Consider the following 23,361-nt stretch of genomic DNA (forward strand, 5'->3'; position numbering starts at 1 on the left):
CCGGTAAGGCAGGGCTTTGGCGAGGTTGCGGCAATTCAATCCTCGTGGATGTGGCTGTGGTCGCGCGTATCGCGCATCTTCACGTAAACGACGAGCGACAGCGCGATCATGATCGTCACGTACCAGAAGAACCAGTTTTCATGGCCGATCTGCTTGAACTTGAGGGCTACAAACTCGGCCGTTCCGCCAAAGATGGTGTTTGCCAGTGCGTAGGGCAGCGCCACGCCAAGCGCACGTATATGGGCCGGGAACATTTCGGCCTTCACGACAGCATTGATGGAGGTGTAGCCCGTGACGATCAAAAGCCCGACCAGAACAAGAACGAAAGCCATGATGGGATCGGTTGTCGCTGCCAGCGTGCTGAAGATCACGTAGGTAAACAGGGTGCCGAGAATGCCGAAGCCCACCATCAGCGGCTTGCGGCCGATCTTGTCCGACAGTGCCCCGGCAAGCGGCTGGCACAGCATGAAGACGAAAAGTGCCGCCGTGGTGATTTCCGTGGCGCTTTCCTTGCTGAAGCCCGAGGTGTTGACGAGGAACTTCTGCAGATAGGTCGTATAGGCGTAGAAGGCGAGCGTGCCGCCTGACGTTAGCGCCATGACCATAAGCGCCTCCTTCGGATAATGCTTGAATAGCGCCCATCCACTGGACTTCGGCTTGTCGGCAGCGCCGGTCTTGGCATTTTCGAAGGATTGCGTCTCGGCAAGCCCGCGTCTGATGTAAAATACCGCGATAGCCAGGAGGCCGCCGATGAAGAAGGGGATGCGCCACCCCCAGGAGCTGAGTTGCTCCGGGGTCAACACGCGCTGCAAAACCAGAAGAACGGCAAGCGCGAGAAGCTGACCGGAGATAAGCGTGACATATTGGAAACTGGAGAAGAAACCACGGCGATTTTTGCCGGCCATCTCGCTAAGATAGGTAGCGCTTGCACCATATTCACCGCCGACGCTGATACCTTGCAGAAGACGGGCGAAAACCAGGATGGCCGGTGCCGCGATGCCGATGGTATCATGACCGGGGGTGATGGCGATCAGCAGCGAGCCGAGGCACATCAGCGTGACAGAGAGCGTGAGGCCCGCCTTGCGGCCCTTGCGGTCCGCATAGGTCCCCATGAACCAGGCACCGATTGGCCGCATCAGAAAACCGACGGCGAAAACGGCGGCAGCGCTCAGCAATTCTGCCGTCTGATTGCCGGAGGGAAAGAAGACCGGCGCAAAATAAAGGGTGAAGGCCGAATAGACGTACCAGTCATACCATTCGACAAGGTTGCCCGCCGAACCGCCGATGATCGATTTCAAACGGGTTTTCTGATCCGGCGCGGCGGCGGGACCATTTGCCATAATATTCACGTGTAAACTCCAATTCATCTTCGTCTGGAGAAGGAAGGGCGAACGGAAGGTGTGATAATTTGTCGCTCTTGGCCGGGGTATATACCCGCCATGCTGCAATGCGCAAGTTTACGGTGCAATGCAGCATGAGGTTTGTCTGGTCATGATGCGCCACGTCTCCACCTTTTCCACCCTCGAACGAGGTTTCTACGGCGAAGCACGCGTCATGTTAGCGTAAAAAACCACACGGCGCCATTCTGGACCGCCTTGTAAGGCATGCGCGCTTAAACTAAAAAATATCAATGATTTACGATATATCGGATATCCAGATCGAAAAGCTGCTCATTGCCGCCGCCCGCGCGGGCGAGGCTCTGGCACGGCTGGATGAGCGGATTGACCGGTCGCCGATGAGACACGGTTTCATCGAAAGGCAGGATTTCACGGATGCCGTCTCATCCATGTGGGTGGATGGCGAGCTCGTGCATATGGAAGACCTGGTACTTCATGACGCGCATATGGATGTGCGCGCGCCGACCCATGAAATGACGGCAGCGCACCGGATTCTTCGCGCGCGGCGGCTAATCTTCGCCAATGCAGGCGGGTGGGCCTTCAGCGCTGCGGGTCTTTCAAAATTGCGAGGCAGAACAAGTATCGTTGAAGAGGCGGCACCTCTCAGGCAGACACATGACCAAGCAGACGCTGCCGCTGCCGATGCAGATCGCGATACATCCTTGGAGGGCGCCTTCTCAGAGCTCGACGCGCTGCTTGCCCGCACCGCGGCGACACTCGATGCGATGACCACTACCAACAGGCCTGCGATGATGCACAGGGAGGAAAGCCATGCGATCATTAACGAACCCGACTGGGATGAAGACGAACGGCTGAAAGAATGGTGGAGCGTGCATGCCCGCTCGGAAGAACTGCCGCCTATTCTTCGCACCGCCATATTGCTCGACGCCTGGAACATGATCGAGGTTCTGCAACGCAGCCCTTGGCTCGGGCGGCTTCTCGCCGCCGCTTTCCTGCGGGACAGCGCGGTGACGCCCGATCACCTCCCTGCCCTCAGCGCCGGACTGCGCGCGGTTCCACGGGAGCGCCGTCACGTCCGCAACCAGACGCAGCGTCTCGTCGCTCTTCTCGATAGCTTCTATGAAGCAGCGCAGGCAGGATTGAAGGAGCACGACCGGCTTGCCCATGCTCGCGAGCGGATGATGCGCAAGCTCGCGGGTCGCCGGTCCTCCTCGCGGTTGCCTAATCTCGTCGATCTCGTCGTTTCACGGCCCGTGGTTTCGGCCGCCATGATCGTCAAGGAACTCGGTACCACGCCGCAGGGTGCAATCGGCCTCGCCAACCAGCTGGAACTAAGGGAAGTTACCGGGCGCGGACGATTTCGTGCCTGGGGCATGCTATGAGCGGCGTCTAAAACATTTATTTTCAGTCTTTTTCCGAAATCCAGCGTCGCGAAAATGCGGCGATCACGAAACTTAACAAAATTTAACTATTGCGTAGGTGGGTGAAGCCGCTATGTTCCTCGCTGCGTTGCAGCACTGTTTTTTTCTCCGGCAACGCGGTCGCATTCGGTCCCGGCAACTTTTTTCCGCCGCCCGCATTTAAGTGTCCATTCTGAGGGAGATGCAATAATGACTATTTCAATCTCACACCCCGATTCCGATCAAGAAACCGACGCTCCTTTTGCAAAGAAAGTTCTCGCGGCACGTCATCTTGCCGGCTATACGGTCGAACAGCTTGCCATCACCTGTGGCCTGACCACCAGCGAAATCCATGCGCTTGAAGATGGCACAGACAGCGATCCGCTGCGCATCCGCCGCGTTGCCGCGGCTTTGCAGATCCCTGTCGAAACCGTTATCTAATCCATTCGCGGTCTTCTCACCATCAGCGCCGCCAGGGAAAATGCTCTTTCCAGCATCCGGGCGGCGCACGTGACCTGATGAGTGTCACCTTTCCGGAAAGTTTTTCCGCGTTCGTCTCTTAACATTTTCGTTATCCGCCACCACATGGGTTCCACGAGCGACCGTGGCTGCCGAAGGGCTGCATGGCCCGCGCTTGTGCGAGAGCAGCAACAACCTCCGGAACCCCGCCATGGCACTCATTCTCGATACCGAAGAACCGGTTTCTTCAGCGCTGGATCGACTGTGGCCTGCGGAGAAAACGGAAATCCTCGACTGGCTCGTCACCGGAACCAAGGGCGAGCGTTTTATCGATGAAATTTTCGTTGAACTCTGCGACCGGCTGCGCGCAGATGGCATATCGGTGGCGCGGGCCGCGCTGATTTTCCGCATTCGTCATCCCCAATGGCTTGGTGCGCGCATCCTGTGGAAAGCGGGCGTGGCTTCCGCCGAGATCGTTACCTACGGTTACGGTGCTGAAAACACACCCGAATATCTCAATAGCCCCATCAACGACATTCATCAGGGTGCAGCCGAAGTACGCCACCGCTTGAATGAAGGACACGGCGACGATGCCGGCTACTCCATCTATGAGGACCTGCGTGCGGAAGGCCTGACGGATTATTGCGCCTGGCCCATCGAGCACACTTTCGGCAAGCGCCACGTTGCAACATTTTCCAGTGACAGGCCGGGCGGTTTTTTGGACAGCGAAATCCTCGCTTTGAAAAACCTGCTTCCGGCGCTCGCGCTCGTCAGCGAAATACGCTTGAAAAACCGCATGACGCGCACTCTGCTGGAGACCTACGTAGGTCCGCATGCGGGCGAAAAAATCCTCAATGGCGCAACGACACGCGGCAGCGGCATGACGGTCGGCGCCGCCATCCTGATCTGCGACCTGCGCAACTTCACCCATATTTCTGACCTCTGGCCACGCGATGACGTCATCGAACTGCTGAACGGCTATTTCGACGCCATGTGCGACCCTATCGAGGAATTTGGCGGCGAAATCCTGAAATTCATGGGCGACGGGTTGCTTGCCATCTTCCCGCTCAGTGACCCCAATGCCTGCGCGAACCTCCTGAAAGCCATCGCCAGCGCGCAGAAGAGCCTCGCCGCGCTTAATGAAATCAATCGGCGGAAAGGCCACGACCACCTCGGTTATGGCATCGGCGTGCATGTCGGCGACGTCATGTACGGCAATATCGGCTCCAAGACACGTCTTGATTTCACGGTCATCGGCCCAGCCGTCAATATCGCATCGCGGCTTGAAACACTGACCAAGGAGACAGGGCGCAACGTGCTCTTTTCCGAGGAATTCGCCCGCATGGCCGGCCATAAGGAAAGGCTTGAAAGCCTTGGCCCGTGGCTGCTGCGAGGCCTCGAGACACCCGTCGAAGTCTATGCTCTTTCACCGCACGCCGACGCGACATCCGACTGAACCCTTGCCCGCCATTGACCTGAGGAAACCCGTGCTCGCCCGATCTGAGGCGAAGACGCTGCGTGGCTATCAGCGCGTGAACGTGCCTCGTCTGTCCGGTGTGCCCCACTGTCAAAACGCTTGACACATCTGCGATGTCGAACTAGCAAAATAGAACATATATTCCATATTGAAATGTCGCTTGCATTCATATTCTGTCTTTCCGGGAGTGAGGGACGGGTATGAGAAACCGGAGGAAAGATGGTTACGAAATTGGCACTGCTCGGCGCTGGACGGATAGGCAAGGTCCACGCCAAGGCGATCACGACCGATAGCCGGGCGCAACTGGTGGCCGTGGTTGACGCCATGCCCGGCGCTGCGGAAGCGATCGCCAAGGAAGCGCAGTGCAAGGTCAGCACGATTGATGAGGTTCTGGCCGATAAGACGATCGACGCGGTCATCATCTGCACGCCCACCAATACCCACGCTGACCTGATCGAGCGCTTTGCGCGCGCCGGCAAGGCAATCTTCTGCGAAAAGCCCGTCGATCTCGATGTCGCCCGCGCGGAAGCCTGCGCCAAGGTGGTCGAAGAAACCGGCGCGAAAGTGATGCTTGGCTTCAACCGCCGCTTCGACCCGCATTTTCAGGCCGTTCACAAGGCCATCGAAGACGGCCGCATCGGCAAGGTGGAGATGGTCACCATTACCAGCCGCGACCCCGGCCCGCCGCCAGCCGAATATATCAAGGTTTCCGGCGGTATATTTCGCGACATGACGATCCACGATTTCGACATGGCCCGTTTCCTGCTGGGCGAAGAAGTGGAAAGCGTGTTCGCCACCGGCTCCGTTCTCGTTAATCCGGAGATCGGCGCACTCGGCGATTTCGATAGCGCCAGCATCATTCTGACGACGAAAAGCGGCAGACAGGCAATCATCTCTAACTCTCGTCGCGCGACCTATGGTTACGACCAGCGCATCGAAGTGCACGGCTCGCTCGGTTCGGCAGCGGCCGAAAACCAGCGCCCGGTTTCCATCGAGATCGCCAACGCGGACGGATACACCCGTCCACCGCTGCATGATTTCTTTATGACACGCTATACGGCTGCTTATGCCGCCGAAATCACCGCCTTCATCGACAGCATCGAAAACAACGTCGCGCCCTCGCCCTCCATTGGGGACGGCCTGACCGCATTGAAACTCGCCGATGCCGCCCTGAAATCGGTGGCCTCGAAGGCAGCCGTGACGATTAGCTGAGACCGTTCTCATCTTCAGCCCGGTTTTGTCCCGCGATTATTGAGCGGGACAAACACAATATCCTTCCCCAGGTCGTCCGCCGAATTCGTCGTCGCTCTTAAAGCAGGCGAAAATGCGCAGATGACGCGTACAGCATCAGCCCAAGCCCGCAGATCGGCTTCTAAAAAGCCGACGCCCGCCCTTGCATGGCTGCCATTTGAAAAATAAGGTTGTCTGACAAGCTGGAGCCACTTCATATGGCGGGAGCCAGCCTCACCCATGCCTTATTCTCTTTTGCCGGCAATCGCCGGATAGCGATTTTCTGATGCCATCAGCCAGGACCGGTTTTCTCTACGCGCTCGCTGCATTTACGATATTTGCAGCACAGGACGGCATATCGAAACATCTAGGAACGGCCTATCCTCCCGTTTTTATCGCCATGCTGCGATATTGGGCCTTCGCCCTGTTCGTTCTTCTGATCGCCGCAAGATCGGCAGGCGGCATCCGCGGAGCTGTCATGGCCAACCGCCCGTGGCTTCAGATCAGCCGCGGCGTGCTTCTTGCCGTCCAGATCGTTTTTTCGATCTTTTCATTTGCGATTGTGGGCCTTGCTCACAGCCATTCTATCATTGCTTCAGCACCGCTCATCGTTGCAGCGCTTTCCGTGCCGCTGCTCGGTGAAAAGGTGGGGTGGCGGCGATGGTGCGCAATTTTTGTCGGCTTCATCGGCGTTCTCGTCATTCTGAAACCGGATGGCGAAGGTTTCGACAAAACTCTCCTCATCACTTTCGTCGCGGCCTTCATGCTTGCGCTTTATGGCGTTCTGACGCGCCTCGGCAGCCGCAGCGATACGGCCATGACAAGTTTCTTCTATACGGGCGTGGCTGGCGCTGCAGCGCTGACGCTGGTTGGACCCTTTTATTGGGTCAATCTCGCGCCCTATGACTGGATCTGGATGCTGGCGCTCTGCCTCACCGGCATGAGCGGCCATTATTGCCTCATCAGAGCATTCGAACTTGCAGACGCCGCCTCCGTGCAGCCCTTTTCTTATTATCAGCTCGTGCTAGTCTCCATCATCGGAGTCGCTGTTTATGGAGAGGTCGTAACGCCGAACATGGTCATTGGAGCGGCAATCGTCATCGCCGCCGGCCTTTTCACCATCTGGCGTGAGCACGTGACCGGCAGGAAAGCCCGCCGGAAAGCTTGAGTGTCTCGGCTCTCTCAATCACGTCCTGATCAGACGAGAGCCGCCTCGCACCGCAGAAGCATGCCGTAGAGATCACGCGGCTCATCGGGGTCGGCCAGAAGATCGAGCTCCGTGTAGAGCCCAGTGTTCGGCAGTTTGGAGCGCACGTAACGTAGCGCGGAAAAATCCTCCGTCGCGAAACCAACGCTATCAAACAGCGTAATCTGTCGGTCCGTTGTCCGTCCTTCCGTCGTGCCGGCAATAACCTGCCAGAGTTCGGTGACGGGGTAGTCGGCCGGCAGTTGCTGGATTTCTCCTTCAATGCGCGTCTGCGGCGGATACTCAACAAAGATATCCGATCGCAGCAGAATGTCGCGGTGCAACTCCGTCTTGCCGGGGCAGTCGCCGCCAACGGCATTGACGTGAACGCCGGGCCCGACCATGTTGTCGGTCAGGATCGTCGCATATTGCTTATCGGCCGTGACCGTCGTGATGATATCAGCCCCTTCCACCGCCTCCTGCGCGCTGTCGCAGATTTTGATGACAAAACCCTGACCAGCGAGGTTGCGGGCACATTTTTCGCTGGCGAACGGGTCGATGTCGTATAGCCGCAACGTATCTATGCCGAGAATTGCCTTGAATGCACGCGCCTGAAATTCGCTCTGGGCGCCATTGCCGATGATTGCCATGGAGCGGGCGTTTTTACGCGCGAGATACTTTGCTGCGACGGCGGAGGTTGCCGCAGTACGCAGTGCCGTCAGGATCGTCATCTCGGTCAGAAGCAGCGGATAACCGTTTCCGACATCGGAGAGCACGCCAAAAGCCGTGACCGTCTGGCGACCTTCTTTCATGTTTTTCGGATGGCCGTTGACATATTTGAAACCATAGAGCGTGCCGTCGCTGGTCGGCATCAACTCAATGACGCCTTCCTTCGAATGCGAAGCGATGCGCGGGGTCTTGTCGAAGCTTTCCCAGCGCTGAAAATCCTCCTCCACCACCTCGGCAAGCTCACGCAGGAACGTGTCGATGCCCACGCGCAGAACAAGCTTCATCATGTGATCAACGCTGACGAAGGGCACAATATTGAGGTTCGGTATGACTGTCATTCCATTCTCCCTCTCAACCCGCGCGCGTCGGGCGGTCCATGACGCGCTTGCCCATCAGGCTGGCCGCAAGGTCCACCATCAAGGTTGCAGTCCGGCCGCGCTCGTCGAGAAACGGGTTTAGTTCCACCAGATCGAGGCTGCAGACCAGCCCGCTATCATGCAGCATCTCCATCACCAGATGCGCTTCGCGAAATGTTGCGCCGCCCGGCACCGTCGTCCCGACAGCCGGTGCGATGGACGGCTCAAGAAAATCGACGTCGAGGCTGACATGCAAAAGCCCGTTTGCCGCCTGAACCTGCGCGAGAAACGCGCGCAGCAGCACGGCGACGCCATGTTCATCGATCGAGCGCATGTCGTGAACGGTAATACCGCTCTGCTCCAGCGCCGCTCTTTCGGCGGGATCCACACTGCGAATACCGATCATGCCGATATTGCCTTCCGGTACCGCGTGGGAGAGCGGCGGAAAATAGCCCGCAAAACCATCTCGCCCACTGAAATAAGCCACGGGTGTACCGTGCAGATTGCCGCTGCGTGTCGTTTCAAGCGTGTGATAGTCGGTATGGGCGTCGAGCCAGAGGACGAAAAACGGCCGACCACTCTCGGCCACCCGCCGCGCCATGCCGGCGACCGTTCCCGCAGAAATCGCGTGATCCCCGCCGAGAAAGATCGGCACGGCGCCGGCACTTTCACGATAGGCAGCCTCCGTCAGCGCTTCCGTCCAGGCCACGGTTTCGGCCAGATGATGCACAGCCGGGTTTGGATGGGCAAAGTCTCGCAGCGGCGTGGGCGTCACATTGCCGGTATCGACGACCTTGTGCCCAAGCTCTTCGAGAGCCTTGGCAAGCCCAGCGACGCGATAGGCGCTCGGTCCCATCTCGCAGCCCAATTGCCCTGCCCCGATCTGCAGTGGGGCCCCGACCAACCTGATTTCCATCCCGTCCTCGCTATCTTGCTTTGAGGTCAAATTCACCACAGTGTTCTGGCGAAACGAATATCAAATATTGGCAACATTATCGAAATAAGCTACCAATCTGATGAATTCTGTTTCCCAAACTGGTTATCATGGACAATCTCGACGAAAGGCTCATCACGCTTTTGCGCCACAATGGCAGGCGCAGCATTTCCGATCTGGCCATCGAGACGCAAACCTCGCGTGCGACGGTGCGCTCGCGTATCGAAAAGATGGAAAACGAAGGGACGATTATCGGGTACACTGTCATCCTGCGCGCCGACGCGGTGGAGGCGGCGATACGCGGAATCATGATGATCGAGATTGAAGGCCATGTGACAGACCGTGTCATCCGGACGCTCGGTGGTTTTCCCGAGATTTCCGAGATCCACAGCACCAACGGCCGCTGGGACCTGATCGTGGAACTCAATGCCGCGACGCTCAGCGAATTCGACGCGGTCCTCCGCCGCATTCGCCTTGTGCCGGGCATCACCGGCAGCGAAACCAGTCTCCTCCTCTCCACCCCGCGCTCCACCCGTGCCCGCCTCTAACCGCTTGATTGAGGCAAAACCGGGATAAAACGCATTTTTCAATTTTTTCGGCTTGCGCCCCGGAATAAATCATCTATATGACGACCCACCAAAGCGAACGCGCCCCGCGCTTCAAGCTTTTGGGGAATAGTTCAATGGTAGAACAGCGGACTCTGACTCCGTCGATCTTGGTTCGAATCCAGGTTCCCCAGCCAATTCTCCCTAAATCCCCTTAATTCCTTGATTTTCCAGTCGCGCCGGATATCGTTTTGGCATCATTGGCGACCTGATGCCCAGAACTGGTGCCCACAGGTGATGCCCACGCGAAATCGCGCGCTGGCATTTCAGGTGGCAGGCAAGGGCAACAACCTCATGGCGATCCGCCACGACGTCGAGAATCTCACCCGCCGCGGCAATATCTTCTATTGGCGTGCGCGCGTCCCAAGCGCGTTCGAGAAATGCAAACCGGGCAGCCGGCTTTCATTGAGCCTTCACTGTTCTGATCATAAGAAAGCGCAGGCTATCGGCCGCAAGCTGAACATGCTGGTCGCCGAACTGAAGTTGAAGCGGAAGGAACCCATGTCCAAGGCGCAGCTCCAAAAGCTTTGCGAACATGAACGGGACATGATGCTCATGCATCTGGAAGATGTCTCGATGGTGGCGCGGCGCTACGGCCGTCCTGCCGATATTTCAGAGCTGGAGATGGATCTGGAAAATGGATGGGCGTATAGACTGCTCGGTATGTTCGGCATCACCCATCACCTGACGCTGAAGGACGATTGCCGCGGCTTAGCCTACCTCAAGCAAAACGGGGTTCCCGACTCCCATATCGTCGCAATCGGCTCCAACTATTTTGAACTGCTTCACGAGGCCAACACGCGCGGCTTCAAGAAAGGCATTCAAAGATTGATGCACCTCTTCGAAATCAGTCGACACCCGCTCAACGAGGAGAAGGCCATGAAGGCCTATTTCAGTGGGCGGGCAGAAGCTTTGTTCGACGTGTCTGAAAGGCATTCGCTCGCCGATCGGGACCTCAGCGAACTCACGGGCGGTCCGGCTTCGAGACCACAGCCGGCATTCACAGAGGTCGCGCCCCGGAAAACGACGTCGCCATTATCTGAGATCGCAGCTCCCGCTGATGAAGTCGTCGAGCCCCTTAAGCCCGAAGCTCGGCCGATATTGGCTCTCGATCTTACTCCGTCGCCGGGGCCCGCCACCATCAATGAGCCAGTTGAAGAAAAAACGCGCCTCGTCGTTCCCGTCGCGGAGTTCGAAGCCGAGTGCGAAAAACTCGTCAAGAACATGGATGAAGCTTGGGATGAGACGACCGCACGCGATGCTCGCGCGCTCGTTCGCATCTTCAAGGGCGTACTCGAAGAACATGGAGTAGAGCACACAGGACAAATCACCCAATTCCATCTCGGCAAACTTCGCCAGCACTTCAACGACATTCCTGTCAACTGGGGAAAAAGCGCCAGAATGAGGGCGATGTCTGCACCCGAGCTTCGAGCTGAGGGCGAGATGCTGCGCGAGCGGGCCAAGACGGAAGGCAAAGAAGCGACCGTGGGCTTGAAAGCAGCCACCATCCGCAAGCACTTCGGAAACTTGAATCACTTTCTTAAGCATGTCCGAGGCCACGGGTTCGAACTCGATGACTGGACCTTCGATGGCTTGAGGCCGAAAAAGCCGAAAATCGGCTCGGTGCGCAAACAACAGCACAAGCCGAAACCCGATGAAATTAAACCGATCTTCTCCAGCCCGATCTATACTGGCTCGCTAGACCACGATCGAGGCCGCAAGAAGCCTGGACCACACGTCTTTCATGACGCGGCTTACTTCCTGCCCGTTATGTTTTCCTATCTCGGTGCGCGCAGACTCGAGTTTGCAGGGCTTGCATTGGACGACGTCGCCGAAGACGATGGCGGCCTAGTATTGATCCTGCGGACGAACAAATTTCGGCGGCTCAAAACGGAGCAATCTGAGCGGCTATTGCCGGTCCCGGAAGAGTTGGTTCGATTAGGCTTCCTGGACTATTGTGCATCACTACAGAAGTTGGGGTACGAGGCGGTATTTCCCGAACTCTTCTCCGACAAGACCTTGAATGATCCGGGCGACCGCTTCTACGACGTCTTCCTCCCGATCATGAAGCAATGCCTTGGAGAGAAGATGTGGGAGCGCGCTTTACACGCGTTCCGCCACGGCATGGCAGATACCCTCCTCCAGGCAGGAGTCCCGCCTTTGGTTATCGATGACATTTCAGGACGTCTGAGCCAGGGAGGCGAGACCAGCCTTCGCTACACCAACCCTGCAGGGCTACCGCTGATGCGCGACGCTCTCAGCAAGTATCCGATCATCACTGCCGGCATCGAACCGAAGCCGATTAAACTGCTGCCATGGATCGAACAACGGCTGCCACCGCCTTGGGCACGTGAAGCGAAGAACGAAGCAAGACGCCGGAAATAATTTCCGGCGCCTCCTGCTTTAAGCGGCCTCCCAGACCTGATTCAGGATGCGGGCGGCAAGTGCGGCTTTGTCCTGGGGCAGGAAGCGCCCGTAGTGCTTTGCGACCATGTCGGCGGTGTCCTGGATGGCGTAGCTCGCCTGCTCATACAGGCAGTTTGCTTCAGGATATGCGTCGCGAGCACGTCCCGGACATTATGGGGCCCGTGCGGTAGCAGCCCCTTGATCGCGCCTCGACCGGTATAGGGGTTGTAGATGCCGTAGCGCTGGATCGTGTGACGCCAGGACTCGTAGAAACTCGTCGTGTCATAGGCGGCGTTTGTGCTGGTCGTCTTGACAGTCTTGACAAAGAACGTGCCGGGATCCGCGGCCGACCGTAAGAGCACCGAGCGGTGCCGGTCGACATAGGCGTCGATGTACTTGTAGAGATCCAGGAGGTCCGGAAGCACGAGCCGAAACGGCTTGTCGCCAAAGAAGGACGAGTGTGCGTTCTTGAAGGCGACTGCAGGAATGAAGACCTCCCAGCCACCTTCCCGATCACTCCACCGGATTTCGCCTCGTTTCATCTTTTCCAGCGCGCGTTCCGAGCGCGGCATCGAGCCTTTCGGATTGAGCATAAGTTGCCTGAGATTCTTCTGTCGAAGCCCAAGATGCAACCCCAACCTCAGCATTAGAAATGATCGGACTGCCTCGGCAGCCGGCCGAGGATAACGATGCTCATCCGGCATCAGGCGAATGATCTCCTCGGTGATCTTGCGGTACTCGCCAACGGGGCTCGCCGCCTCAAGGACCGGCATGATCGGCTCGAATGGATCGCGATGGACTCGCGCGATCCGCTGGATTTCCTTCACGCGGTGGGCAGCATGCTTGTGAAAGTCGTCGCAGGCACCGTGCCAGTCCGCATTGGCATAGTCGATCTCGTTTTGCGAGACGAGGCCGGCAATCGGTTGAACGCGCACCAGAAGCTCCGGATGCTGTCGAAGCCATCCCGTTCCCTCCTTGGTGATCGCCAAGGCGATCCGCAACATGTCGACTTCCCAAGCGGTGAAGAAGCCGCGGCGCGTCTCCCGCCACTGCAGATACCAATCCCAGACGCCGGGGAAAATGAGGAGCCCGAACGTCAACTGCCGGACCGGCACCCCGAAGCCCTTCACCTCTCCATCTCTGGATGCTGCAAGGGCACCGAACATCAGCCCCAGATGCTCGATCTTCTGCGAGGCGGTTTCTTCACCCCAGACCCCGTTTCGCTAAAAACCGACCGATGTCAGAGCCGACGTCTTGAAGCGCACCAGGTCGGCCATTTCCATGGCAAGCGATGGTGGCGCTTCTATCACCCCGAACAGCAGGTCAGGATCCTCGACCCAGGTCTCCTCGTAGTTCGCAGGCACAATGATCTTTCCGTCGCGTGGCGCCCGCCCGCCGTAGGAGACGCCGGGAAAACGGATGGCGTAGCGTTGTTTGGCGGCTGCTGCCTGGTACTTCCTGTAGTCCGTCGTGCCGCTGATAACAACTCGCCGTACCCAGTCAACGATCTCCTCCCTTTTCTGGAAGGACAGCGTGTTGAAATCCTCGGGAAGATGCCACGCGATCCGACGCCGCTCGGCAGGTTCTATTCCGGACAGCTCAAACCCCAACGCCGATCGCGACGGGTGTGGAAGCTTGGCTTTGAAATAGCCGGCCGGGAGCCGGTACCGTCGCTCGATCCGTGACAAGATCTCGAAACTCTCGATACTCCGCGGCACTTTCCGGCCTTCGATCCAGCTTAAAAGCGTATTCTTGTCTGTGACGTCATCTGGACCAATGATGCCGCGATAGAGCGTCCAGTAGGTTTCGCCATGGCGCCGAAGATGAAGCTGCAAAGCTTCCGAGAAGTCCGCCGGATCTTCGCTGACGTCGAACAACGGTTCTGGGAATTCGAGACCTGTGCGTGGACTTGCTGCTGTAGCGCCCGATGCTGGTTTGGGCTGGTTCTGGGGTGGGCGGGCTGGTCGGGGACTTGCGGGCACCGCCCTCGTCCTCGGCGTCTTTCGTGTTCGAGGGACTTCGGGGTCTGCTGCCGTGGCTAAGAGGCGCGTGTCCCGGATCCACCGACCAATGGCGTCAAAGGCTGGATCGATTTGACGCGCGTTGCCCGCAAACAGATGGGTGTCCAGACCGCAGGCTGCCGCGACAACGTGCCAGTCTGTCCTGCCGCTGGTTCTTGGCGCCGGTCTCCTCGTCTGAATGAGCGTGTGCAAATACCACTTCAGCCGGGGAAGTTCGTCGTCCTTGAAAAGCGGCGCCAGCCGCAGTTGGCAGAAGGCGTCAATCTTGCGTTGAAAGGCTTTGGCAGAAAATTGGTTCATTTCCATTCACGTAGCTGTTGTTGGTCGTTCCCGCAGAGGCGGGGCACGCGAGCTATGCGACTGGAGTTAACCTCCGGTAACCAAGGGTTTCCGTAGGCGAATGGCTTCATAAAAACGATTCAGTTGCAAACGGCGTTTCACGAAGTAACGGGGGGACGAAGTCCCCAATGATAACGCCGTTTGCACAAATAGTTGGTGATCAGGCAGAGCAGATGGCTAGGAATCGTCAGCCCCGCAGGTGAGGCTTGCTTCGGAAGGGACGGTCATCGCGGGCATAGCGATCGACGAGATCATCGAAGACCTCATCCGCTGCCCGCTCGTCAAAGCCCTGGTCAACGAGAACGCCGACAACGGCGTCGCCCAGCTCCTCTATCCAGTCCTGCCGTCCTTGGTCGAGATAGCTGGTGATCGTCCAGAACAGCATCGCTCGCGCGACGTCGTCGCGATCCGGGCGCCGCTCTGCCCGATGCCGGTCCCTCAGCCGCTGCTGCCGTTCCCTCTGCTTGGCGTTCCGCTCCTCCAAGGTCTGTCGCGCCATGTCATCTTCCCCTGTTTTCGTTGATGGCACTGTTATGGTCAGAGGACCGGCGGCACGGCGCAAGGCGTTTGTCACCGAAACGGAATCATTGTCTTGTGAATCGGAATTTTCGAGTTTGGAATCGAATGAGCGCAATTTGTTTCAAGTTGCGGGCACGTTGAGACAAGTTGACGGCAATCCCACAGCTATATCCACGGCTCCGGAGGCACGGTGTCCGACCCTTTCGATAGGACGTGAATCGGAAATCTGGAAAAACGAAACGTTCGCTCAGAGTTTGGAAACGTTGCCTTAGACGTTCGAATCGTCCGCCTGAAGGTTCGAATCGAATGAGCGCAATTTGTTTCGAGTTGCGAGCACCCTGCGTCAGGTTGTTTCAGCTTGGATCAATGTGTCGGAGACTTAAGCCTGCTGACCGAGGATCCAGCCTTCCCACGCTTTGACATCATCAGCTTCCGGTACGCCTTCGCCCCGTCGGCCATCGACGACGTCGATCATGCCGAGCAGGCCGACCGTGGCGTCGAACCGGTCCTCACCGTCCTTGCCGTTTCCGAAACCATCGCTGATCAGACTTTGGAGTTGGCTCCCGTCGACGTGCGGCCTGTTCTCCAGCCACCGCATCAGATGACTTGCCACGGACCGGCGTCCGTCTTGCTTTCGCTTACTCCAAACAGGGCGTCGGGGAATTCCGAGCTGGCCATAGACGTCGCCGGGATATGTTTCGGCGACGACGGCGGCGCCCGGCATCATCAGGTCACGGAGCGTTCCGTCGAACGGCCATAGCGATAGCTTCTCGAGGTTTGGGAAAATGACTTCGCGCCAACCGGCCAAGGCGGCTTTCCCCACTTGGTTGCCGCCGAGCGTCCAAAACAGCATGCAGGCGTCGCCGCGATCCGGCGTCGCCCGCTCGCAGAGGCGCAGAAGATCCTTGCCCCTCAGCCCTAAAGCGTCGAAGAGGTGCTGACGCTGTGTGCCCCCCGGCCTCATCGGATAAAAGGGCCGATCGATGGAAATTTCTCCACGATGCCCGGCGACATCGAACCACCGCGCAAACCGCTGGTCGGCCAATGACCGCAAGAAGGAGCGAAAGTCTGTCAAGCCCAAGACTCTGCCGTAGGCGGCAGGGAGTCCGATTGGAAAATCGAATCCCAGCAACAGCACACCATCCGCACCTGCTCTCCGCCGAAGCCTTCGGATCAGGTCGTAGGTGTCGCCGACAGGTTCCGGAGTGGACAGGATCCATCCTGCTCCATTGCGCGCGGCTAGACACATCCATCGCTTTTTGCGATCGATACTCCAATCGCAATGCGCGATGATCGTCACAGACATCCTGACCTCCCGTTCCTCATCTGACGTCTAAGGGGCAGTACTTAGGATGTCCATGACCGCAGGCTCATCGAGCGCCTGAGCATCGAAGAGTGCTTGGACGAGCCGGTCGAAGCTTTTTCGGTTCTCCAAAATGACCCCCGTCGCGCAAGCTTGTGCGAACTCCAGCCGCCTGTGTACCCGTTCTGCCAGATCCGCGTCGCGGCTGAGGATTGCTGTCGGATCCTTATGTTCGCGATATAGTAGCGGATGACGACCCCCAAAGCCGAGCGACTGCTCCATATCAAGGGCGACGCGCGTCGCACGCGCCAAATCGCTCTCTTGTGCGCCGCCAGATCCCGCAGAAACCGTTTTAAGGACGATCATCTCTGCCGCACGCCCAGCCATTAAGAGCGCCAACAGTCGCCGATACCAGTCCTCGGTATCCGGAGTGGTGGTCGCGAAGGTGAGCGAGTTATGCCCACCTTCCTTGGAGTCGATCGTCAGACCGCGGACTTCCCCAAGGCGCAAAGCGTGATGAACCACGGCGTGGCCGGATTCGTGAATCGCCAGACGCCAGCGGACGTCATACGGAACCGGCGGCCTATGACCGCGAATACCAGCTTCGATATCCGCATATGCGAGCCTTCGCTTCTCACGCCGCGCTCTCAACCGTGCTTCGCGTACGACCCGCTCGATGTCGGCGCCTGTGAGACCAAGCGCTCGCGTTGCCAAATGTCGCAAGGCCTCGCTCTCCGGGCTATCACCATTCGTCGCCTCCGACGGTTCGACGCCGTGCTGATCGTCCCGTTCCGGCGCGATTTCGATCTCGTTCTCAAGGCCACCAATCTTTACATTGCCAGTCATCTGTCGCCTCCGATCTGAGTGTTCGAAGCGACGACAGCGTCGAGATCGCTACCCAGATGATGAGCGAGAATGCCTGCGAGCGTCGGAATATCTGGACGTGGGATCTCGATATGGGTTTCCAGTCGCCCAGAGCGGCGGATCGCTTCATCGATTTGATCCGGTCGGTTTGTCGCACCGACGACGATGACGCCGTCTGTTTTAGTGGCGCCGTCGAGCAGTTCCAGAAGCTTGTTGACGCACGCATTCCAGTAGTCGGAGTAAGACCGCGACGCAGGAGCCCTCTGGCCGATCCCATCAATCTCGTCGATGAACAGAATGCACGGCGCATGTGCTCGCGCCTCTGCAAACGTACTGCTCAACCGATCCAGAACGTCATGCAAGTACTCGCCCTGCAACCACGTCGACACCGACGTCACAACCAACGGGATCTGCAACGTATTGCACAGAGCCTTGGCAAATGTGGTCTTGCCAGTGCCTGGAGGACCAGAGAGCAGCAGCTTGGTGCTCATCTGAGACCAAGGAAGGTTACCGCTCAGATAATCCGCAAGGTCCAGCTTCAAGGCGAGTGCCCAGTCTTTTGCAGCACCATAGCCTGTCAGGGTCTCGACCCGCAGCACCGGTTGCGCAGTTAACGAAGAACCATCATCACCTTGCTCTGGTTGGATGACTTCGGCACCCGTGGACTTGTCTTTCGGCGTGCCCTTGCTATTCGACTGTTTAGACTCCTGTGATGTTCGACGTTCGCTGCCGTTATCTCGATACGTCCGATCGTTTCGTTCGCTCGAGCTTTGCGAAACACGGTGATGCGAAGAGCCGGCTTTGTCGCCGTCCACATCAGCTTTCTTGTGTTCGCGGTTCAGAATTGAGAGACCACGAAGCGCATCGATACTCCACTGGATCGGACGTCCAGGTCGAATGGCGATGGCGAGATCGTCGAGGGTAAGCGCCTCCGCTTCGATGTTCGAAATGGCGGCGGTATGATGCATCACGGCGTCGAGGCCATAGACGGCTTCAAGGAGATCGGCGATCAGCGGGGCGGTGATCCCCGGCCCGATCAGTCTAACGTCGCAGGTCAGATCGACTTGGTCGGGGACGCCGTGATGTGATTCTGAAACCGCAAGGACCGGCGTGCCATTCGCGAGAGCTCGGAGCAATTGCCCGCGCAACGATGCACGGCTCGGGCGGCTGGCCTCGGCGACCGCGATTTGCAGAAAGACCCTTCTGGGCTGATTGTTCTCCCACAGCCACAGATCATCGACGAACGCAAATTCTGAGGACACCCCTGTGTAAGGGCCGAACGGCACGACGTCTGTGTTCTCGATAAGCTGCGGCAACGCTCGCTCGAAGCCTTCTGCGAATACCTGCACGACGAGGACCGGAGCTGGCTGGCGCAGAAGTGCGACCAGATTGCGGAGTGTGATGCCAGATGCGTTCATCGCGGAGGCGACCATGAGTAAGATTGCCAAGTGTTTGACGTTCGTTACGGACCCGGCCGCGGCAACCACCCCGACCGCTTTGGCCAAGACGGCCTGATCATAGGTCCTGCCGTCTGCTGGATACCGCCGCAGGTATTCCGGCCACGCCAATGTTGACGGCGCTGCACCGCGACGGTCACCGCCGTCCGGCGTCGATTCAATTAGGAACGAAGCAAGATGACCTCGCACCCAGTGGTAATCGCGCGCAGTGTCGCCCGTTAGATGTGAGGCATCGAAAGCGGGGGTGAAACGGCCAACGATGTGCGCGTTGACGATTGCCGTGCTCATCTTCAGCAACCCGTTGCGAACCGCGAGACGGCGGACGCTTCGGCGCTCGACATGATGCAGACGTCGGATCAAGAAAGAAGAAAGACGATCCATCATCGATCCTCCTCGAGGGCTAGATCAGTGGAGACTATTTCCGTTGGCGCGTCGTAATGACTGGTCGTTCCAGGACCATCATGAGCTTTTCTACCGATGTAGCTGAGAACAAGCTTGCAGGTCGGATCGCCGGAGCGTGCCATCTCGTGCAAGCGCGCGAGCAGCAAGGAGGGAATTTCCTGGCCGCCCTGCCCTTGCCGGGCACAGGTCAGCACGAGTCCGATAATAAGTGCCGGGTCTTCCTCGAGGTGTGCAGCCGCATGCGGCTCGTGAGCCTTAGATGTCGGTGATTGGCCCTGCTTGAGGCGTGCAGCCGTCGACAGTGGTACTGATGATTTCGGTAAGATGTCTCTCGACATGCAAAATCTCCTCGCCGGTCCGGCTTCATGGGACGGCGTCTTCAGAGGATGTTGGGAACGGGAGAGGCTGCCGCGGCTTCACACGCCGCAGCCATAGCCTTATCCAAGCAAAGGCGGGTTAGGCTCAGGCGTCGAGGAGACGCCGGGCAAAGCCAATGCGGATGTGCGCGGGCGGCCAGCAAACAACATCATCCGCCAGCGCCTCGGAATCATCGCGTCCGTCGTCATCATCGAAAATTGAATCTTTGCAACCGCTGCAACGGCATCCAGTCCCGTGATCCTCGGTTTCGCCGGTGATATCATCGCAAATCATCACGCGGGGAATAGCGCGCAGCGCCCCGAAGTGACGCACCGGGAGCGACGCCGTGGAGGGAGGAGCGGCCGATGCAGATGCCGACATCACCTCCGGTGCCTCCGGCAGACCGAGTGCACGGCGCGCCTCGACCTCGAGAAGCTGTTGCACGCGGCGTCCGAAACGCAGGCGCAGTTCCGCCATGCAGTTCGCCGCCCCGTCGATCTCAAGAAGATCGTCAATTTCTGACAGCGCCCAGACGCCTGCCGCATGATCACTCGGACGGCTGGCGCCATCGACGATCGCGACGCCCACCGTCTCGACCATCAACCGCTTCTGGGTTTTGTACAGCCAGTCTGGCAGCACCATGGCTGACGCCAACATCTTCAACTTCAATTCTTCGAGCCGGCTGGTGTCGCCATAAGACGCGAGCGAGCGCTTGAGGTCGAGCACAAAAGCTGCGCGCTTGGCGCGGTTCACGATGATCAGGTCGGGCGTGTAGCTGCCCTTCGCTGGTGCCTCGCAGTCAAGCCGCACGCCCTCGAGCTGGCGCCAGTCGTTGCCGGCAACCGCTTCGATCGCAGCCTTCACCAGTGGCAGTTTGATTGACTGCATGAGAACGACCAGATCGTTATTGACCTTAGCCAGGCGCTCGACCGCCTGCTCCAGCAGCTTGCCTTCGCGGAAGCTGACAGCGCGAACGAGGGAAGCCACATTGACGTAGTGCCCGAGAATCTCATCCTCGACCGGTTCGCCTTCGGCAATGGCGGCGATGGCCTTGTCGATCAGAAGACCAAAATCAGCTTCGACGTCGGGATAGCGCACCAGGTGGGCATAACGGCGCAGCACCGGCGGTTCAGCCTGAACAGTGAAGCGCTCACCGACGTGACGGCGCGACACCGAGCCGGCGGCAAAAGACGTAGTGGACGATGTCGCAGAAGCGACGCGCAGAACTTCCCCGGCGGGGGGCTTGGCAGTATGAATGGTCACAGCCCGATTCCTTTCATCAGAAGGCTTGAGGGTCAGGCCCCTGTCGGTGTTACAGCACCGGCTTGGGCCGTTTTGCTCCTATCTCGTGGAGCCACTGATACCTGGCAGGACCGGAAACGGATCTCAAGGACCCTTCAAGCAAAATGAGAACGGATCCGGAACAAGGTTAACGACGGGCTCACACTTGCATCCAGCCCAAACTCGGATGGTAAACGCTCGGTAAACCGCGGGAGGTCATTGCGCGCCTCCAAACGGAACGCGACGGATCGGAATCAAGAAAGGGGCTCGAAAGCCCCTTTCTTATGTTGAGTTCACGATGCTTCTGCAGGTTTTCGCATCAGTGATTTCGGCGTTCGCAGTCCAGTTCGTCTTTCGGCTGGACCGAAGGAAAGGATATTGGAACCCTCGTCGTCCAAGGCCCCTCCAATTCCCGCAAACATCGTAGGCGGCACGTAGGTCGTGAGCGCTTCATCTTCGTCCCCGGACCCTTCGAAACTCGCAGCCTCATGTCCGATGAAGTGTGCCTGCCCCTCCAGCGTCGGCGCGGCGAGCGGCCATTCAGGCTGTTTGGTCCGAGAGGTTGCCCAGTCGAGCAACGGCAAGACCTCTTGCTGCAGCCAAGCCTCAAGCCTTTTCACCTCCGGCCATGACTCCCGGTTACCCAGGTGATCCAAGGTCTTAAAGACTTTGTGCCAGTGACTTGCACCCGGAAGTTCACGTTCGGAAATCTTTCGAACGTCAATGTCCCCTGGAACATCCAAGAGCAAGATGTTGCCGAGGCTGCGTTTCGCCGTCCTCGCCAAGGGCTCAAGCACCGGGATCAGTAAGGTCTTCTGTAGACGCTTGCCTTCAGGCTTGCTCTCCAGAATCTTGCTCACCTCTGCGACAAGCGCTGCCGCACTTTCAATGAAGGCTGCGACACCGCTCTTCGTCTTGACGTCAATCAAAGCCCGCAGCCCGGAAAGACCGCCGACGTCGGCAAGCCCTACGCTTGTGACCGCCTTGGGAGTCTCCTCGGATGCATCCGACAGCAGAGCCTTCACTTCGCTGACCCGAATGCCGCCGTGCTCTTCGGCATGAGCCAAGGCAGCCTCGACCTTGTCCTCTGACGCGGACGCCAGATGAAAAAGCACGGTCGGGCTGATCGCAAGCTCGATTGCCCGCTCGCGATAAGCCTCGAGGTTTCGAGCAACAGATCTGTAGTTCCGGGCCGTCTTCGATGAAATGTCGCATCGCTGCGCGATCCATTTTTCGAACGTCCCCGGTTCGACCAGTTCCGACGCCTTCTCCAGCAACACGCCCAAATCGTAAGCTTGCTGCGTGGACCTGCGCCCGAGAGCCTGGATGTCAGCGGCTGACTCTTCCAGAGCCTTCATCTTCTTCGCGCTGATATTCAGCGCGTCGTAGTCGAAGCGGCCAAAGACCGCTTTCGTCGTATTCTTCATCATGTCAAAGATCCTTGCACGTTGCAAAAGCATCAACTACATATGCGCAATTGACATGAATATTGTCGCGTCTTCCAGAAGTTTTTTCAATGTATACATTAAGTTGCACGCTAAAAAATACGCCAATTATACTCTGATATTTCGTATTTTATACATGAAAATGCGTAAAAAAATCGTCACAAAATATTTTTTTACATAAAAATCATGGAGTATTAATCGCGCAACCTAGGGGCGCAATATGATTCACACGGGCGTATTTTCGTAGCCCTCTCCACCTGGTAACAAGAAGGCTCAACAATTAAAGGGTCTGAGGTGGCAAAGGCGATTCTGACGACCAAAATCGACCCGACCTACGACGATCTCCCGGAGCAGCGATATCATTTTCCGCGCACCTACCTCCGGCAGGTAGACGCCGCGCGCGGCGATTGGATCGTCTACTACGAGCCGCGGCGGCCGAGCGGTGATCTGATGAAGACGGGCGGCAAGCAGGCATATTTTGCGACAGCTAGGATCACCGATATCATCGAGGACCCGTCGAAGGTGGACCACTTCTACGCGCTCATTGAAGACTTCCTACCGTTCGATCATGCCGTGCCATTCAAGGACGCCGGCCATTATTACGAAAGCGGCCTTCGCAAGGGGGATGGCTCAACCAACAAAGGTGCATTCGGCCGCGCCGTGCGAAATATATCTGACGCCGAATACGACACTATCCTGGCAGCCGGATTTGCTCATATCTTGGGAAATCGCGATCGAGAGCGCCCGACGCCGGATCCTGTCGAAGAGGCGCTCATAGGATTTGGCGATAACCCGCAGATGCCTTTTGAAATTGACAGCGTTGATCGGCGGATCGTGTCGCAAGTGGTGCAGCGCCCCTTCCGGGACAGAGCATTCTCCGCGGCCATCAAGACGGCCTACCACGACACATGCGCTGTGACCGGAATCAAGCTTTTCAACGGCGGCGGCCGATCGGAGGTGCAAGCCGCCCACATCCGCCCGGTGGCGCATGGCGGCCCGGACAGTATTCGTAACGGATTGGCTTTATCAGGGACGGTGCACTGGATGTTTGATCGTGGTCTAGTTTCGGTTGACGACGATTACAGCCTGCTGATCGCAAGCGGCAGCGTTCCTGATACCATCACGCGGCTCATCAATCCGGAGCGACGCCTCCTCGTCCCATCACGCCCTGACGACCGGCCGCACTCGCAGTTCCTTCAGTACCACCGCGACAACGTGTTCAAGGGGTGAAAG

At 58.1% G+C, this 23,361-nt stretch carries 19 protein-coding genes, 1 tRNA gene and 1 pseudogene; 9 read left to right on the top strand and 12 right to left on the bottom strand.

Annotation, left to right across the window (positions count from 1 at the left end):
* Positions 1-35: 35 nt before the first annotated feature.
* Positions 36-1,340 (bottom strand): MFS transporter, encoded by a 1,305-nt coding sequence (locus ACUTJJ_RS01460; protein ID WP_186376924.1) that lies wholly within the window; start codon positions 1,338-1,340, stop codon positions 36-38.
* A 290-nt stretch (positions 1,341-1,630) separates the two neighbouring features.
* Here ACUTJJ_RS01460 and ACUTJJ_RS01465 point away from each other — a divergent pair, with 290 nt between their 5' ends.
* The 4 genes from ACUTJJ_RS01465 (at position 1,631) to iolG (ending at position 5,906) form a co-directional block, all read left to right on the top strand.
* Positions 1,631-2,740 carry an RHE_PE00001 family protein gene (locus ACUTJJ_RS01465; protein ID WP_296072350.1) on the top strand — a complete coding sequence of 370 codons (1,110 nt, stop codon included), beginning with the start codon at positions 1,631-1,633 and terminating at the stop codon, positions 2,738-2,740.
* Positions 2,741-2,968: 228 nt separating this feature from the next.
* On the top strand, positions 2,969-3,199 hold the full coding sequence (locus ACUTJJ_RS01470) for a helix-turn-helix domain-containing protein (RefSeq protein ID WP_063947097.1): 231 nt from the start codon (positions 2,969-2,971) through the stop codon (positions 3,197-3,199).
* A gap of 229 nt (positions 3,200-3,428) precedes the next feature.
* Positions 3,429-4,673 carry an adenylate/guanylate cyclase domain-containing protein gene (locus ACUTJJ_RS01475; RefSeq protein WP_209090347.1) on the top strand — a complete coding sequence of 415 codons (1,245 nt, stop codon included), beginning with the start codon at positions 3,429-3,431 and terminating at the stop codon, positions 4,671-4,673.
* 240 nt (positions 4,674-4,913) lie between these two features.
* The gene (gene iolG / locus ACUTJJ_RS01480; RefSeq protein WP_209090349.1) at positions 4,914-5,906 is read left to right on the top strand and encodes an inositol 2-dehydrogenase; all 993 of its coding nucleotides are present in this window, start codon (positions 4,914-4,916) and stop codon (positions 5,904-5,906) included.
* Positions 5,907-5,920: 14 nt separating this feature from the next.
* Here iolG and ACUTJJ_RS01485 read toward each other — a convergent pair whose 3' ends face one another.
* Entirely contained in the window at positions 5,921-6,166 is a 246-nt protein-coding gene (locus ACUTJJ_RS01485) for a hypothetical protein (protein WP_209090350.1), read from the bottom strand.
* A 44-nt stretch (positions 6,167-6,210) separates the two neighbouring features.
* Between ACUTJJ_RS01485 and ACUTJJ_RS01490 the strand changes: the two genes are divergently transcribed.
* Complete coding sequence (locus tag ACUTJJ_RS01490) at positions 6,211-7,092, top strand: DMT family transporter (RefSeq protein ID WP_209090351.1); 882 nt, start codon at positions 6,211-6,213, stop codon at positions 7,090-7,092.
* A 29-nt stretch (positions 7,093-7,121) separates the two neighbouring features.
* On the opposite strand, the gene ACUTJJ_RS01495 is transcribed toward ACUTJJ_RS01490, so the two are convergent.
* Together ACUTJJ_RS01495 and rocF are read right to left on the bottom strand one after the other, a co-directional pair.
* On the bottom strand, positions 7,122-8,177 hold the full coding sequence (locus ACUTJJ_RS01495; protein WP_209090352.1) for an ornithine cyclodeaminase: 1,056 nt from the start codon (positions 8,175-8,177) through the stop codon (positions 7,122-7,124).
* 13 nt (positions 8,178-8,190) lie between these two features.
* Complete coding sequence (gene rocF / locus ACUTJJ_RS01500; protein ID WP_445541056.1) at positions 8,191-9,111, bottom strand: arginase; 921 nt, start codon at positions 9,109-9,111, stop codon at positions 8,191-8,193.
* A gap of 128 nt (positions 9,112-9,239) precedes the next feature.
* Here rocF and ACUTJJ_RS01505 point away from each other — a divergent pair, with 128 nt between their 5' ends.
* The 3 genes from ACUTJJ_RS01505 to ACUTJJ_RS01515 all read left to right on the top strand — a co-directional run bounded on the left by ACUTJJ_RS01505 (position 9,240) and on the right by ACUTJJ_RS01515 (position 12,119).
* On the top strand, positions 9,240-9,677 hold the full coding sequence (locus ACUTJJ_RS01505; RefSeq protein WP_063947091.1) for an Lrp/AsnC family transcriptional regulator: 438 nt from the start codon (positions 9,240-9,242) through the stop codon (positions 9,675-9,677).
* A gap of 120 nt (positions 9,678-9,797) precedes the next feature.
* Positions 9,798-9,871: transfer RNA gene (locus tag ACUTJJ_RS01510), tRNA-Gln, on the top strand.
* A gap of 133 nt (positions 9,872-10,004) precedes the next feature.
* Positions 10,005-12,119 carry a DUF6538 domain-containing protein gene (locus ACUTJJ_RS01515; protein WP_445541057.1) on the top strand — a complete coding sequence of 705 codons (2,115 nt, stop codon included), beginning with the start codon at positions 10,005-10,007 and terminating at the stop codon, positions 12,117-12,119.
* An 18-nt stretch (positions 12,120-12,137) separates the two neighbouring features.
* Here the strand turns inward: ACUTJJ_RS01515 and ACUTJJ_RS01520 are convergent.
* The 8 genes and pseudogenes from ACUTJJ_RS01520 to ACUTJJ_RS01555 all read right to left on the bottom strand — a co-directional run bounded on the left by ACUTJJ_RS01520 (position 12,138) and on the right by ACUTJJ_RS01555 (position 22,113).
* Positions 12,138-14,467, bottom strand: a pseudogene (locus ACUTJJ_RS01520) (hypothetical protein).
* 220 nt (positions 14,468-14,687) lie between these two features.
* Complete coding sequence (locus ACUTJJ_RS01525; RefSeq protein WP_445541058.1) at positions 14,688-14,999, bottom strand: hypothetical protein; 312 nt, start codon at positions 14,997-14,999, stop codon at positions 14,688-14,690.
* Between the two features lie 399 nt (positions 15,000-15,398).
* Positions 15,399-16,325, bottom strand: a complete 927-nt coding sequence (locus tag ACUTJJ_RS01530; protein WP_445541059.1) for a DUF429 domain-containing protein — start codon at positions 16,323-16,325, stop codon at positions 15,399-15,401.
* A 27-nt stretch (positions 16,326-16,352) separates the two neighbouring features.
* Positions 16,353-17,168, bottom strand: a complete 816-nt coding sequence (locus tag ACUTJJ_RS01535) for an ATP-dependent Zn protease (protein ID WP_445541060.1) — start codon at positions 17,166-17,168, stop codon at positions 16,353-16,355.
* The gene (locus ACUTJJ_RS01540) at positions 17,165-19,027 is read right to left on the bottom strand and encodes an AAA family ATPase (RefSeq protein WP_445541061.1); all 1,863 of its coding nucleotides are present in this window, start codon (positions 19,025-19,027) and stop codon (positions 17,165-17,167) included. Before ACUTJJ_RS01540 ends, ACUTJJ_RS01535 begins: the two co-directional genes overlap by 4 nt.
* Complete coding sequence (locus ACUTJJ_RS01545) at positions 19,024-19,383, bottom strand: hypothetical protein (protein WP_445541062.1); 360 nt, start codon at positions 19,381-19,383, stop codon at positions 19,024-19,026. The genes ACUTJJ_RS01540 and ACUTJJ_RS01545 overlap by 4 nt, the downstream gene beginning before the upstream one ends.
* Positions 19,384-19,507: 124 nt before the next feature.
* Positions 19,508-20,575 carry a hypothetical protein gene (locus ACUTJJ_RS01550; RefSeq protein ID WP_445541063.1) on the bottom strand — a complete coding sequence of 356 codons (1,068 nt, stop codon included), beginning with the start codon at positions 20,573-20,575 and terminating at the stop codon, positions 19,508-19,510.
* A 401-nt stretch (positions 20,576-20,976) separates the two neighbouring features.
* Positions 20,977-22,113, bottom strand: a complete 1,137-nt coding sequence (locus ACUTJJ_RS01555) for a hypothetical protein (RefSeq protein WP_445541064.1) — start codon at positions 22,111-22,113, stop codon at positions 20,977-20,979.
* Positions 22,114-22,422: 309 nt separating this feature from the next.
* Between ACUTJJ_RS01555 and ACUTJJ_RS01560 the strand changes: the two genes are divergently transcribed.
* Positions 22,423-23,358, top strand: a complete 936-nt coding sequence (locus tag ACUTJJ_RS01560) for an HNH endonuclease (RefSeq protein WP_445541065.1) — start codon at positions 22,423-22,425, stop codon at positions 23,356-23,358.
* Positions 23,359-23,361 lie beyond the last annotated feature (3 nt).

Source organism: Agrobacterium sp. DKPNP3 (genome assembly GCF_052686535.1).